This window comes from Marinobacter salinisoli, assembly GCF_017301335.1.
GTDB lineage: Bacteria > Pseudomonadota > Gammaproteobacteria > Pseudomonadales > Oleiphilaceae > Marinobacter > Marinobacter salinisoli.
On the sequence record NZ_CP071247.1, the window covers coordinates 1,154,153 to 1,168,297 of the forward strand.

The 14,145-nt window shown below is 60.0% G+C and carries 14 protein-coding genes; 1 reads left to right on the plus strand and 13 read right to left on the minus strand.

From position 1 onward, the window contains the following. Positions 1–36 precede the first annotated feature (36 nt). The 13 genes from LPB19_RS05185 to LPB19_RS05240 all read right to left on the minus strand — a co-directional run bounded on the left by LPB19_RS05185 (position 37) and on the right by LPB19_RS05240 (position 12,009). Positions 37–1,434 (minus strand): NAD(P)(+) transhydrogenase (Re/Si-specific) subunit beta, encoded by a 1,398-nt coding sequence (locus LPB19_RS05185; RefSeq protein WP_206645042.1) that lies wholly within the window; start codon positions 1,432–1,434, stop codon positions 37–39. A 2-nt stretch (positions 1,435–1,436) separates the two neighbouring features. Then, positions 1,437–1,724 carry an NAD(P) transhydrogenase subunit alpha gene (locus LPB19_RS05190; RefSeq protein WP_206645043.1) on the minus strand — a complete coding sequence of 96 codons (288 nt, stop codon included), beginning with the start codon at positions 1,722–1,724 and terminating at the stop codon, positions 1,437–1,439. Further along, positions 1,724–2,863 (minus strand): Re/Si-specific NAD(P)(+) transhydrogenase subunit alpha, encoded by a 1,140-nt coding sequence (locus LPB19_RS05195; protein WP_206645044.1) that lies wholly within the window; start codon positions 2,861–2,863, stop codon positions 1,724–1,726. The genes LPB19_RS05190 and LPB19_RS05195 overlap by 1 nt, the downstream gene beginning before the upstream one ends. Beyond that, entirely contained in the window at positions 2,781–4,379 is a 1,599-nt protein-coding gene (gene mqo, locus LPB19_RS05200) for a malate dehydrogenase (quinone) (protein ID WP_206645045.1), read from the minus strand. Before mqo ends, LPB19_RS05195 begins: the two co-directional genes overlap by 83 nt. 269 nt (positions 4,380–4,648) lie before the next feature. Continuing rightward, positions 4,649–4,888 carry a sulfurtransferase TusA family protein gene (locus tag LPB19_RS05205; RefSeq protein ID WP_206645046.1) on the minus strand — a complete coding sequence of 80 codons (240 nt, stop codon included), beginning with the start codon at positions 4,886–4,888 and terminating at the stop codon, positions 4,649–4,651. After that, positions 4,881–5,006 carry a hypothetical protein gene (locus tag LPB19_RS17150; protein ID WP_266097056.1) on the minus strand — a complete coding sequence of 42 codons (126 nt, stop codon included), beginning with the start codon at positions 5,004–5,006 and terminating at the stop codon, positions 4,881–4,883. The genes LPB19_RS05205 and LPB19_RS17150 overlap by 8 nt, the downstream gene beginning before the upstream one ends. Continuing rightward, on the minus strand, positions 5,003–6,175 hold the full coding sequence (locus LPB19_RS05210) for a formate dehydrogenase subunit gamma (protein WP_206645047.1): 1,173 nt from the start codon (positions 6,173–6,175) through the stop codon (positions 5,003–5,005). Before LPB19_RS05210 ends, LPB19_RS17150 begins: the two co-directional genes overlap by 4 nt. 85 nt (positions 6,176–6,260) lie before the next feature. After that, positions 6,261–6,869 carry a formate dehydrogenase FDH3 subunit beta gene (gene fdh3B, locus LPB19_RS05215; protein ID WP_206645048.1) on the minus strand — a complete coding sequence of 203 codons (609 nt, stop codon included), beginning with the start codon at positions 6,867–6,869 and terminating at the stop codon, positions 6,261–6,263. Positions 6,870–6,883: 14 nt separating this feature from the next. Further along, positions 6,884–9,769, minus strand: coding sequence for a formate dehydrogenase subunit alpha (locus tag LPB19_RS05220; protein WP_206645049.1), 2,886 nt, complete (start codon positions 9,767–9,769; stop codon positions 6,884–6,886). 87 nt (positions 9,770–9,856) lie between these two features. After that, on the minus strand, positions 9,857–10,045 hold the full coding sequence (locus LPB19_RS05225) for a twin-arginine translocation signal domain-containing protein (protein ID WP_206645050.1): 189 nt from the start codon (positions 10,043–10,045) through the stop codon (positions 9,857–9,859). A gap of 41 nt (positions 10,046–10,086) precedes the next feature. Further along, positions 10,087–10,698: a TorD/DmsD family molecular chaperone gene (locus tag LPB19_RS05230; protein ID WP_206645051.1), complete on the minus strand. Its 612-nt coding sequence runs from the start codon at positions 10,696–10,698 to the stop codon at positions 10,087–10,089. Positions 10,699–10,795: 97 nt separating this feature from the next. Beyond that, positions 10,796–11,431 (minus strand): DUF3306 domain-containing protein, encoded by a 636-nt coding sequence (locus LPB19_RS05235; RefSeq protein WP_206645052.1) that lies wholly within the window; start codon positions 11,429–11,431, stop codon positions 10,796–10,798. Further along, positions 11,431–12,009: a DUF3305 domain-containing protein gene (locus LPB19_RS05240; RefSeq protein ID WP_206645053.1), complete on the minus strand. Its 579-nt coding sequence runs from the start codon at positions 12,007–12,009 to the stop codon at positions 11,431–11,433. Before LPB19_RS05240 ends, LPB19_RS05235 begins: the two co-directional genes overlap by 1 nt. Positions 12,010–12,152: 143 nt before the next feature. Between LPB19_RS05240 and LPB19_RS05245 the strand changes: the two genes are divergently transcribed. Next, positions 12,153–14,132 carry a 4Fe-4S binding protein gene (locus LPB19_RS05245; protein WP_206645054.1) on the plus strand — a complete coding sequence of 660 codons (1,980 nt, stop codon included), beginning with the start codon at positions 12,153–12,155 and terminating at the stop codon, positions 14,130–14,132. The last annotated feature ends 13 nt before the right edge of the window (positions 14,133–14,145 follow it).

Genomic DNA, 14,145 nt, shown 5'->3' on the forward strand with positions numbered 1-14,145 from the left:
CGGTATCCGTGGCTTTCTGGTCGTCAATGGCAAGGATCAGAGCTCTTTGATTGCAGAGGTTGTCGCCTGCAACACTTCCTTGGCGTCACCTTTCACCATCAGACTGTTGTCCCGGATGAATAGGCTGTTGGGGATGCCGGCGAAGCCCGGTGACAGGCTGCGCTTGACCACCACCACGGTTTTGGCCTTGTGCACATCCAGGATGGGCATCCCGTAGATCGGTGAGCTGGGCTCTTCAGCTGCGGCGGGGTTTACCACATCGTTGGCGCCCAGCACGATGGCCACATCCGCCTGAGGGAGCTCCGGATTGATGGCGTCCATGTCCTTCAACTGGTCATAGGAGATTTCGGCCTCGGCCAGCAGCACGTTCATGTGGCCCGGCATACGGCCGGCCACCGGATGGATCGCGTAGCTGACGCTAGCGCCGCGGGCTTCAAGCTGGCTGGCCAGTTCTTTCACGGCGTGCTGCGCCTGGGCAACCGCCAGGCCATAACCCGGCACCATCACCACCTTGCGGGCGCCGTCCAGCAGCATGGCCAGTTCGTCCGCGCTGGAGTACTTCACCTTGCCGGCGTAGAACTCATCCGAGTTGTCTGCCGTGGCCGTCGCATCATTTCCGCCCAACGCGCCACCAAAGAGCACATTCGGCAGGGAACGGTTCATCGCCTTGCACATCACGGCGGTCAGTATCAGGCCGGACGCACCCACCAGCGAACCGGTGATGATCAGACCCTGGTTCTGCAGCACGAAGCCTGTCGCTGCGCCGGCCAGGCCGGAATAGGCGTTGAGCAGGGCAACCACCACGGGCATGTCCGCCCCGCCGATGGGCTGCACCAGGCCGATGCCCAGCAACAGGCACAGGCCAACCAGCACCGGCAGGATCAACGGGCATTCGAGAGCAGAGCTGACAAACACGGCTGCGGCAGCCACAACCCCCAGCAGGCAAAGCAGGGTAACGCCCTGCCACTGGCGCGCCCGGCGGCTGTCGCCCAGGTTGCCGCGCAGCTTCAGTACCGCCACGGTGGAACCGGTGAGGGTGATCGCACCGATGGCAATGGAGGCGATGATGGCGATGCTCCACGCGGTGCCGGGCACCGTGCCCGCGGCGGAGGTGTTCAGCCAGGTGCTGGAGGCAACGGCCAGCGACGCGCCGCCACCGATGCCGTTCAGGCTGGCGACCAGTTCCGGCATGGCGGTCATGGCCGTGCGCCGGGCCAGCCAGACACCGATGCCACCGCCCAGCAGCATGCCGGCGATGATGGTTTCATAACCCACAATCTGTTGATGCATGAGCGCAGCAACCACGGCCACCAGCATGCCCGTGGCGGCCAGCTGGTTACCACGAACGGCGGTTGCGGGCTTGGTCATCCCCTTGATGCCGAGGATAAAACAGACCGCTGCGGTCAGGTACGACAGATTAATCAGTGCAAACATGATTATCCCTTCCGTTTGAACATGTTGAGCATGCGGTCGGTGACCAGAAAACCGGCCACGATGTTGATGCTGGCCAGCGTTACCGCAATGAACCCGAGGGCGTGGGCCAGGGTGGGTGAGACCTCGCTGCTGCCGGCGCTGAAGATGGCGCCAACGATCACAATGCCGGAAATGGCGTTGGTGCCGCTCATCAGCGGCGTGTGCAGGGTCGGTGGCACCTTGTTGATGAGCTCAACGCCAACAAACAGGGCCAGGATAAAGATGGTGAAACTGAGAACGAGTAAGTCCATTACGCGGGTTCCTTGACGGATGGCTTGGCAGGCTCAAAGAATATCCGGCCTTCGCGAGTCACCAGGGTGGCGGCGACAATGTCGTCCGACTGATCGGGGGTGAGGCGCCCTTCCGACGTCATATTGAGCAGGAAGTTGGTGATGTTCCGGTTCAGAAGCTGTGACGCGTGGACCGGCACCCGAGACGGATGATTGGTGTGGCCCACCAGCGTGACGCCATCCACATCGACCTTTTCGTTCACCACCGAACCTTCGGCATTGCCGCCCTTGTCGGCGGCCAGATCGACAATCACCGACCCGCGTTTCATGCGGTGGATCATGGCCTGGTCGATCAGCTTGGGTGCTGGCTTGCCGGGCACTGCGGCGGTGGTGATCACCAGATCGGCACGGGCAACGCAATCCGCCAGTTGCTGGCGCTGGGCCTCGTAGAAAGCGTCCGATTGGGCTGTGGCGTAACCGTTGTCCCCGGACGCTTCCGTCTCGGGTACGGAAATCTCCACGAAGTCCGCGCCCAGACTTTCCACCTGTTCACGTACTTCAGGACGGAGATCGTAAGCCTCCACCACGGCGCCCAGGCGGCGGGCCGTCGCGATTGCCATCAGGCCGGCAACCCCGGCGCCAATCACAAAGACCCGTGCGGGGTGGATGGTTCCGGCTGCGGTCATCAGCATCGGGAAATAACGGGGCAGGGCCATGGCGCCGTTGAGCACCGCCCGGTAGCCACTGATGCCCGCCATGGCGCTTAGCACGTCCATCGACTGGGCCCGTGTGGTACGGGGTACCAGGTCGAGTGCGAAGCACTGAACCGACTGCCCGGCCAGCTGCTGGATCAGGGCCTGGTTATCCCAGGGGTTCAGTAGGCAGATGAGCGTGCTTTCGGGCCGGATCAGCTCGGCTTCTTCGGGCTCCGGAGGCTGAACCTTCAGAACGATCTGGGCCTGACGGTACAGGGAGTCGGCGTCGTCGGCGATGATGGCGCCACAGTTCCGGTATTCCTCGTCGGTAAAGTGTGCCTGCGCGCCGGCGTTGCTTTCGACAATAACCTCGTAGCCAGCCTCAAGCAGTTCCGGTACGCCGGAAGGTATGATCGCTACCCGGTTCTCCCCGGTCAGCCGTTCTCTCGGAATTCCGATTAACATCAAAAACGCTCCATTGTGGTTGGGATGTTGAGGGCTGTTCCATAAGCCCCAGGGTGGAATGGGTGAAGTTACGGACCTCGCCCAGCAGGCGCGCATCGGCGCCCAGTGACTGTCCGTAGCTCGGGATCAGGCTCTGCAGCCGTGTGCGATGCACACCCGTGGTCAGTTCCGGCAGCGCACGCTCCAGGACATCGATCATGGCCGAGACGCAGGTCGAGGCACCGGGTGAGGCACCCAGCAACGCAGACAGTGACCCATCGGCGGTGGTCAGGACCTCCGTGCCGAACTCCAGAACACCGCGCCCGTTCGGACCGGACTTGATGATCTGAACTCGCTGGCCGGCACGCCTGAGTTGCCACTGGTCGCCCTGGACATCGGGCAGGAAACCGCTCAGTTGCTCGAGCCGCGACGCCTTGGAGCTCATCGCTTCCCGGATCAGGTAGCGGGTCAGCGGCCACTGGGTGGTGGCTACGTCCATCAGGTTGCCCAGATTGTTTTTGCGCACGCTGCGCAGCAGATCCAGATGGCTGCCGGCTTTCAGGAAACGCGTGGTGAAGCCGGCGAAGGGACCAAACAGCAAGGCCGGTTTGCCGTTGATGAAACGCGTATCCAGGTGTGGCACGGACATGGGCGGTGCGCCAACCGGGGCCTGACTGTAGACCTTGGCGTTGTGGCTGGTGGCCAGCTCCGGATCTTCACAGGCAAGCCAGATCCCGGAGACAGGGAAGCCGCCATAACCGCGAGCTTCAGGCACTCCGGCCTTCTGCAGGAGCGGCAGGCTTGCGCCGCCGGCGCCGATAAACACAAAGCCGGCGTCAATGGTCTGGCTGTCGCCGGTGGCCTCGTGCCTGAGCGTCACCAGCCAGCGGCCGCCGCGTTGTTGCAGGTTGGTCACTCGCGTACCGAGGCGGAGATCGACCTGAGACTGGTTCGCCAGATGGTCACCCAGACAGCGGGTGAGAGTGCCGAAGTTAACATCGCTGCCGTGGTTAACCCGGGTCGCGGCCATGGCTGTGGTGTGATCGGCCCGGCGGCCGGCGATTAAAGGCAGCCAGTTGCGCAGGGTGTCCGGGCTGTCGGAAAACGCCATGTCCTCGAACAGCGGGTGTTGGGACAGGGTGGCGTGGCGCCGGCGGAGAAAATCGACGGTATCGGCACCCTGTACCCAGCTCAGGTGCGGTACCCGACGGATGAATTGCTCGGGCGAGGGCAGAATGCCTTTGCTCGCCAGGCTGCTCCAGAACTGCAGCGACACCTCGAAGCGCTCATTGATCGCCAGCGCCCGGTCCACGGCAATGGTGCCATCCGTCTGCCGGGGGGTGTAATTCAGTTCACAATAACCGGCATGGCCGGTGCCGGCATTGTTCCAGGCGTCCGAGCTTTCACGGCCCAGTTCCTGATCCTGCTCTACCAACATTACCGAACGGCTGTTATCCAGCTCGGTAATCAGGGTAGCCAGCGTGGTACTCATGATACCGCCGCCGATAAGGAGCACATCTGCTCGTTGACCAGTCATGTCGCGACCTCGTTTCAGAGACGAATCGGGGGTCCGACTTTAGTCGCATGCTAAGCAGTTAAAAACAGATGTGATGAGATATTAAGTTCGAAAAAATCGATCAATGGGGCAGGCACGGCGGTTGCTGTGCTTATTTTGTCTCCGCAGGAACCGCGCTGACTGGATCAGGCGAACGATCAGAACCGTCGACAACGCGACGCTTAGGGTTTGTACAACGGCGAGGTTCGGCGGGGTTGGGCACCGTGCATCAACCGGGGAAGATGCGGAATCTAGGCCAGAGAAATCCGATAACGAACAACCCCCGCGTCTTCCTCGCGCACCCACTCAATCCGGTGACCGGTCAGTTCACACAGCGCCTGAAGGTCTTTGCGACCGCTCGGGTCGTCGGCCAGAAAATCGACCTGGGTCCCGCTGGGCAAATCCTGGGTGCGTTTTTTGAAACGCAGAATGGGCAGGGGGCACACCAAACCGACAGCGTCGATTTGCTGCACCCCGGATTGTTCACTCAAGACGTACACTCTCACTGCTGGTCTGATCGGCTGCGGACCAGCCGAACTGACCCAGAACCGGCGGGGCGACAAAGGCAATCAGCAGGGCGGCGCCAAACGCGACAAGCATGACTTTCATGATGATCCTCCTTTGCCTTGTTTGGCTTCGACCTCCTCGACCCACAGATCATGGTGCTGACGGGCCCATTCACGATCGACCTGACCGGTGCCCATGGCATCAAAGGCGCCTTCCATGCCAACCGAACCGATGTAGATGTGAGCGATGATGGCCACCATCATGGCGAAGGCCACGATTGAGTGCCAGATGTTGGCGTACTGCATCTCTTCATGCGGGGCGAGTACGGTCGGCAACTCCGTTCCGAAAATACTGTTGATGACGCTGAAGGTCTTGGCGAACATCGGCATCTCAAACGGGAACAGCATGGAAAGGCCTGATAATGAGACGGACAGGCCCAGCAGCATCACCGTCCAGAAGATGATTTTCTGGCCGGCGTTAAACTTTCTGGCTGACGGATGGGATTTGGTGAAAATGCCTCCACCGGCTTTCAGCCAGTGCCAATCCAGCTTGTTGGGGATGTTGTGCACCACCCACATGCAGAAGGTCATTACCAGGCCCAGCATGAAGGCCCAGGCAATGTTGTTGTGGAGCCATTTGGAACCGTTCGCCAGAGGGGCGAACGCCTCTTTCCCGATCACTGGAATCAGAAAGCTGCGCCCCATGAGGGTAATCAGTCCGGTGATCGCCAGTGCGATAAACGAGCCGGCCAACAACCAGTGGCCGAACCGTTCGATGGCCTTGAACCGTTCAATCGTCGTGCCGGCCGGGCCGCCGTCGATCATGATTCTGCCGCGAACAAAGTAGAACACCACCAGCAGCGCAATAATGGCCAGGAGCGCACCGCCGCCGTAGGTGATGACGGGCCCCTCACGCAGCTTATACCAGGACGTGCCGCCGTCCTGAATCAGCACACCCGCCGCCGGACCACGGACCTGGGTGCTGGGATCAATCTCGTTGTAACGAATGGAACGATAGATATCCGCGCTTGAGCGTCCTCCATTCGTGCCCAGCGGAGCACTGATGGGCGCCGCGTTGGCAGGATCCCCCAGGTTTTCAGATCGAAAGGACTCGTCAATTTTCATCTGCTTCTGACGAGCCATGATGTCTTCGAGGGTTTGAGCGCCCCCGGTGGCAGACCGGTCAGTCGCCGCGGATTCCTCCGCAAAGCCGGGGGTAAAGACCAGTGACGCCAGCGCAAAGACGACGGCACCCAATAGTTTTGTGTTCATCAGAGCACTCCAGCGCAATCAACAAGAAGAATGTGTGGCCTCAATGAATCCCGGGGCCTGACGGCCCCGGAATATTCAGGCGAGCCTAACCGCCTTTCTTCTCGTAAGCCGTGCCCCATCCCCAGGCGCCGGAACCGAAACCACGGTTCACCACGCGCTGGCGATAGATGTCGGCCACCTCGTTGCCGTCACCGGCCAGGAGCGCTTTGGTCGAGCACATTTCCGCGCAGATGGGCAACTTGCCTTCTGCGATACGGTTGCGACCGTACTTCTGGAACTCCACATCGGACATGTCTTCTTCCGGACCACCTGCACAGAAGGTGCACTTGTCCATCTTGCCCCGGCTGCCGAAGTTGCCCGCTTGCGGGAACTGAGGCGCGCCGAAGGGGCAGGCATAGAAGCAATACCCGCATCCGATACACAGATCCTTGGAGTGCAGCACCACGCCGTCTTCGGTCTGGTAGAAGCAGTCCACTGGGCAGACGGCCATACAGGGGGCGTCTGAACAGTGCATGCAAGCCACCGAGATCGAACGTTCGCCGGGCTTACCATCCTCGATGGTTACCACCCGCCGCCGGTTGATGCCCCAGGGGACCTCGTGCTCATTCTTACAGGCCGTCACGCACGCATTGCATTCGATGCAGCGTTCGGCATCGCAAAGGAATTTCGCCCGTGCTTGTCCTTCAAGTGCCATGGTCTACACCTCCATCATGCCGGCGCGATTGAACACAGGGTGGCCTTGGTCTCTTGCATCTGCGTGACCGAGTCATACCCGTATGTTTGGATCGTGTTAGTGGATTCACCCAGGACAATTGGATCGGCTCCCTCGGGATATTTATCCCTCAGGTCTTTGCCCTCCAGGTGTCCGCCGAAGTGGAATGGCATAAAGGCGACGCCTTCGCCAACCCGTTCGGTCACCATTGCCTTCACCTTGATGCGCCCGCCTTCAGGGCCGGACACCCAGACGTCGTTGCCGTCACGAATGTTCAGGTTATTCGCATCGCGCGGGTTCACCTCGATGAACATGTCCTGCTGCAATTCGGCCAGCCAGGGGTTCGAGCGGGTCTCATCACCACCACCTTCGTATTCCACCAAACGGCCGGACGTCAGAATGATGGGGAATTCCTTGCTGAAGTCGTTCTTCTGAATCGACTCATACATGGTGGGAACACGCCAGAACGTCTTGTCGGCGTAGGTCGGGTAATCCTCGACCAGATCCCGGCGAGTGGTGTACAGCGGCTCGCGGTGAATGGGCACCGGGTCCGGGAAGTTCCACACCACGGCACGTGCTTTGGCGTTCCCGAACGGGGCGCATTCGTGCTTGATCGCCACCCGCTGGATGCCGCCGGAAAGGTCGGTCTTCCAGTTGGTTTCCGGGCCCGCCACCTTCTCGATGGCAGCGCGCTCTTCATCCGTCAGGTCGCCGTCCCAGCCCAGATCCATCAGCATCTGCATGGTGAATTCCGGGTAGCCGTCCTTGATCTCGGAGTTCTTCGAGTACACGCCCTCGGCCAACAGGTTCTCGCCGTTGTATTCGACACCAAAGCGGGCCCGGAAGGTCAGCCCGCCTTCGGATACCGGCAACGACATGTCGTACAGGTTTGGCGTCCCGGGGTGGTTCATCTCCGGTGTGCCCCAACACGGCCAGGGCATACCATAGACATCACCATCACAAGGCCCGCCCGATGCTCTGAGTGTGGTCTTGTCGAAGTGATGCTGATACTTCATGTGTTTTTGCAGGCGCTCAGGCGACTGGCCGGTATAGCCGATGGTCCACATGCCCCGGTTAAACTCACGGGTGATGTCTTCGATCGACGGTTCGTCACCTTCAATGGCAATGTTGCGGAACATGCGATCGGTGAAGCCGAACTTGTCCGCAAACAGTTTCATGATCTCGTGATCGACTTTTGAATCGAACAGGGGCTCAACCACCTTCTCCCGCCACTGCAGCGAACGGTTCGACGCGGTTACCGAACCATGGGTCTCGAACTGAGTGGTTGTGGGCAGCAGGTAGGCGCCATCTTTACGATCGTGCAGCACCGCTGAAACGGTCGGGAAGGGATCCACCACGACCAGCAGGTCGAGTTTTTCCATGGCTTCCTTCATTTCCAGCATCCGGGTCTGCGAGTTGGGCGCGTGGCCCCACAGAACCATGGCCCGGGTGTTGTCCGGCTGCTCCAGGTTTTCCTTGGCTTCCAGAACACCATCGATCCAGCGAGATACGGGAATGCCTTTCTCGTTCATCATGGGCTTGGATTTGCCGTTCCTGTCGAGCGTGTCAAAGCGGCCCTGCAGCCAGTCCAGGTCTTCTTCCCAAACCCTGGCCCAGTGCGCCCAGGATCCTGCGGTCAGACCGTAGTAGCCGGGGAGCGTATCGGCCAGTACGCCCAGGTCGGTGGCGCCCTGCACGTTATCGTGACCACGGAAGATATTGGTGCCGCCTCCGGCGACGCCCATGTTACCCAGCGCTAGCTGCAATATGCAGTAAGCACGGGTGTTGTTGTTGCCATTGGTATGCTGGGTACCACCCATGCACCAGATCACGGTGCCGGGTTTACTGTTGACCAGGGTGCGAGCGACGCGCTCGAGCTGTGCACCCGGGGCGTCGGTAACGCGCTCAACCTCTTCCGGCGTCCAGCGTTTCACCTCTTCCCGGATTTCATCCATGCCGTACACCCGGGTACGGATGAATTCCTTGTCTTCCCAGCCGTTTTCGAAGATGTGCCAGAGGATGCCCCACACCAGCGCAACGTCGCTACCGGGGCGGAAGCGCACGAACTCATCCGCGTGGGCTGCGGTGCGCGTGAAGCGTGGATCACACACAATGAGTGGCGCGTTGTTTTCTTCCTTGGCTTTGAGAATGTGCAGCAGCGACACCGGGTGCGCTTCGGCGGGGTTACCCCCGATCAGGAAGATCGCCTTGGACTTATGGATGTCGTTGTAGGAGTTGGTCATGGCACCGTAGCCCCAGGTGTTGGCTACGCCGGCGACCGTGGTTGAATGACAGATACGGGCCTGGTGATCGACGTTGTTGGTGCCCCAGTAGGCGGCAAATTTACGATACAGATAGGCCTGTTCGTTGTTGAACTTGGCGCTGCCCAGCCAGTAGACCGAATCGGGGCCGCTCTCCTCGCGGATTTGCAGCATCTTGTCGCCGATTTCGTTGATTGCCTCATCCCAGGAGATTTTCTTCCACTCGCCGTTGACCATTTTCATCGGGGTCTTCAGGCGGCGATCACCGTGGGCGTGTTCACGCACCGAGGCGCCTTTCGCGCAGTGAGCGCCCATGTTGAAGGGGCTGTCCCAGCCCGGCTCCTGGCCAGTCCATACGCCGTTCTGTACTTCCGCCTCGACGGTGCAGCCTACCGAGCAGTGTGTACACACCGACTTTTTGATAACCGTTTCGCCTCCGGCATCCGATGGCGTGGCCGCCTCAATGCGCGTTGGCGTCAGCGACAAAGCCGCCAGGCCACCTACTGTGACACCCGATGCAGCCAAGAAGCCACGACGATCCATCGTCTTTGCTGCGAGGGATGAAAGTAAAGATCCGGCACGGGGGCCTTTCGCTACCCCGTTGGTCTTCTTCCGTAACATGTCTCATACCTCTCTCGTTATTCTCGTTTTTTTTTGGAGGTGTGATCATTCAAGAGCATCACGCAATCTTGAATGAGTCACGCATCCTTAAAAGCGAGCCGATTCGAAATACTTACGTGTGTGCTCTGTGTCACGCAGACCGCGACTTTTCGGGACCTCTGTTACAGCCTTGGCTGCGGCATTCGGTGCAACGGCCATGGCAACTGCAGCCGGTGCTGCTGCCACTGCCATCTGCAGGAAACGGCGGCGGCTGTTTTCACCCTTTTGGTTGTCCATCGGACACCTCCACGTGAGTTAAGGGATCGGGCAGATCCCGGTTATTGAATGGCAAAGGCATCGGCTTCGATTTCCATGAAGGTCCGGCCCAGCAAGCCCACAGGCGCGTAAAAGACCGCCGCCTTCGCATTCTCCAAATCGCTGAAAAACAGTGCCGCCCACTTGGCCAGGTGGGCGTCGAAAAATGCTCTTTGTGACGGCAAATCGCTATCGCATGCGAATTCGCCGGTAATGATGCCCGCCATGATTTCGCACAGCGTGCTCATGTGATCTTCCGGTTCTTTCACCCCGCTTCTGGACTTGATACCCCGGGCCATCAGATCGCTGCGTAATTCCGCCAGGGGCTTTTCATTCAGAAAACCGGTCAGGTAATAGCTGGCGTAGGGCAGCAGCTCACCCCGGCCGACACCGACAAACAGGCTGTTGTATTCCCGTTCGACATCATCAGGCGTGGTGCGTTCCGCAAGCGCGGCCAGTTTTTTATAGGCCGTGCCCAGAGGTGTGTCGTCTCCCTTCAGGTCCGCCAAGCCATTTAGCAGCTCTTGTGGGGGTGGGCCACCCAGCAATACACCCAGCAGTTGATACATCTGGGCCCGCGCACGTTCCTCGTCGGTGATTGAGCGAGGGCACTGAACTTCAGCAGTGTTGGCCAAGTCTTGATCCTTAATGAACGCGTGTTCAAGTTTTAAGTATTAGTAATATTGGTATAGACCCGACATGACTCTGGCGCAAATATGCTGTCAATCGCGACTATTCGAACCGCATTCGGGGTCGATAGCGCGGAGTGGGGTCTTGCTCGGTTTCGGTAGCCTCGTCAGCTTGGGGAATTTCTGGGGTGATCAATGACACCGCGTCCGTGTCGACCTCGGATGGCGCCGACAGAGCTTCGGTGACCCTTACAGAGGACGACGGGGTAACCGGGGCCGGCAGTTCCGTTGACTGGTCGGCCGGGGCTTCGGCAGGCTCAACGTTGCCTTTGTCGGCCCTCGCATTCTTATCGAAGTAACCCTGGCCCACCTTGTACAGGGTTTTGAACCCGCTGGTGACGGCAGCTGCATCGGTGAAGTCTTCGTCGTAGTCATTCAGCCCGTCCAGCACGGCCAGCACGGGGTTGGATTTCCAGAGCGAGCGCAGAGCCCGGCGGCGCAGGAATTCCGGAATTTCCTTCCGCATGAAGCCGGTAATGTCCATGCCCAGCTCGATGTTATCCGGGTCCGGTAAATCGTATTTCGCTAACAGCTCGCGCTCTGGCAGTGTTTCATTGATGGCGAGCTCCTGCTCCTCGTGGGACGGTTGGGAATCCCCGGGCGATAACGGGGGCAGCTCAGTCTCCTGGCGTGCTGCGGATTTCTTGCGTGACCACCGCTGAAAGCGTGACTCGGCCATCAGTGCACTCTGGGTTTGTTAATGTTGGAGGGGGCACGGTAAACGTCGCTCTCCTGACGAATACGTGCATCGCCTTTGCCGTCTTCGATGCCATCCACGCGTTGTTTGTCACGCCGGCGTTTCTTGAACGGCTCCTCGATGTAATGCAGATCGATGAACTCTTTGATCCAGGCCGCCAGGGATTCGGGAATCGGCACGGCTTCAACAAGGCTCTCGCCACTGTCGAGGGCATCCTGTGCTTCGTAGGCGCTGGCGGTGATGGTGCTGACAAACCAGCCAGAGGGCGAGCGACGGCTCTCATCACGGTCCATGATGATCCACACGGAAGGCACCGTCATGTTCAGGGAAATCAGATAGGCTTCGACATCGGCGCGAAATAATTCCATGTCCACCGTGCCGGCGTGGTAATCGACGACCTCGCCCTCGCGGACCATTTCTTTCCAGAACGCATCGGGTGCGCCGGGTATGACGGCAACGGGTTTCCAGACCTCCTTCGCCCACCGGGTAATCCCGGGTGAACGCCGAACGACTGCGCCGACTCGTAATTCGCGTTTCCAGCTTTCTGTTCGATGGCTCATGACTACTCTCTTTTCTTAGAAACCTAGCAGAGCTTAAACAAATATCCAGAGTTTCAATGCCAAACCGCGACAGCAAACTCGACAGGCGTAAACAGGTATTCTTGACTACTCTTATCAAAATAACGAAAAGAGTCAGTATCCTGATGACGAGACATAAAACCCTACTGTTGTGTACCTGCGAAAAAACCCAGTCTTTTGATGCCGAGGCACTGCAAACCGCCGCGGGCGCCGAGCAGGTCGTTGTGGTCGATCAGCTCTGCGGCGCTGACCTGAAAACCGCCGCCGAGCACCTCGGTGGCACCAGCGAAGTGCTCATTGCCTGTGGCCAGCAGGCCCCCCTGTTCGAGCGCCTGAGTGAAGAGATCGAAGCGGATGCTCAACAGGTTGCGCCGTTAAACACGATTGATATACGTGATCGGGCCGGCTGGAGTGCACCCAATGCCAATCCCCGGCGCCAGCACGCCAAACAATCCGCCCTGATGGCGGCGGCCCAGCTACCGGCATCGATGGTGCCGGTGAAAACCATTGAGTCCAGCGGAGTGTGTTGCATCGTCGGCCCCACCGAGCAGGCCGTCCGGATGGCTGAGCTGGTGCAGGACGAACTGGGCGTTACCTGCATCGTCAACGATGCCGGCCCGATTCAGTTGCCCTCCGCCCGGTACGACCTGGCCAAGGGGCAATTGACGGCAGCCGCTGGCGCGCTGGGTAACTTCAAACTGGAATTTGCCCACCTGCAAACCCTGAATCCCGCCGGTCGGGGCGCGCTTGGTTTTGGCGAGGTCAAAGCGACGGCGCGCAGCGAGTGCGACGTGTTTATTGATCTGCGTGGCGGCGAGCCGGCCTTTCCCAGTCATCAAAAGCGCAACGGCTACTTCTGGGCCGACCCGAACAAAACCGGTGAGCTGGAACGTATCGCGCTGACGGCCCGGGACCGGGTCGGTGAGTTTGAGAAAACCGTGTATTTCAATCTCGAAACGTCGTTGTGCGCGCATTCCCGGGCGAACAAGCCTGGTTGTACCCGGTGCCTGGATGTGTGCCCGACCGAAGCCATTTTTTCCGCTGGTGACCACGTACAGATCGATTCCGATATTTGCGCCGGTTGCGGGTCCTGTGCGGCGGTTTGCCCCACCTCCGCTGTGACCATGAACGAAACCCCGTTCGAAGCCCTGACGCAAACGGTGGATGTCATGGCCCGGGTCTACCGTGAGCAGGCTGGCGAATCACCGCGTCTGGTTTTTCATACCGTGACCGCAGGTGCCGAAGCCATTAGCCAGTTGGCGCGGTATGGCGATGGACTGGCCGATGACCTGATTCCACTCGGGCTGGAGCACGTGGACCGTATCGGCCACGCCGAGATAGTCGCCGCACTGGGCGCAGGCTATGCCGAGGTCCTGATTCTGGCGGACAACGACACCGACCGTCAGGCCGTCCGTGCCGAGGTTGAGCTGGCCCAGGCCATGCTCACCGGAGCCCATCACGCCCCCGGCCGGGTGCGGGTGATCTCTGCCGGCGAACTGAGCGCCCCCGGCAGCAACGCCGGGCGGGTCAGTGAACCGGTTCTGCTGGTGGGCGGCCGCCGGGACATTACCCGGGTTGCCGTCAGCGCCATGTCCGACGCAATCGAAGCGCCCATTCCACTGCCTGCCGGCGCGCCTTATGGTGCGATCGAGATCGATTCCGACAAATGCACCCTGTGCCTTGCCTGTGTGTCGCTGTGCCCCACCGGTGCCCTCGGCGACCATCCGGACCGGCCCGAGGTTCAGTTCACCGAAAACGCCTGCGTTCAGTGTGGTGTCTGCGAGAGCACCTGTCCGGAAACCGCCATTACTCTGAAACCGCAGCTCGACCTGTCCAAGGCCGCGCTGAGTGCCCGGCCGCTGCACGGCGAGGAACCGTTCAAATGCATTCAGTGCGGCACTCCGTTTGGCGTTGCCAGCACCATTAACCGAATTGTTGAGAAGCTGGAAAACCAGCATTGGATGTACACTAACTCCGACAATGTCCGGCTGATCAAAATGTGTGACGACTGCCGGGTGAAATCCCAGTTCCACGGCGACAAGGCTCCCATGGCTGGCGGAGAGCGTCCGCGGGTGCGCACCCGTGACGATTATCTGGACAGTTAACAACCTTCAGGAC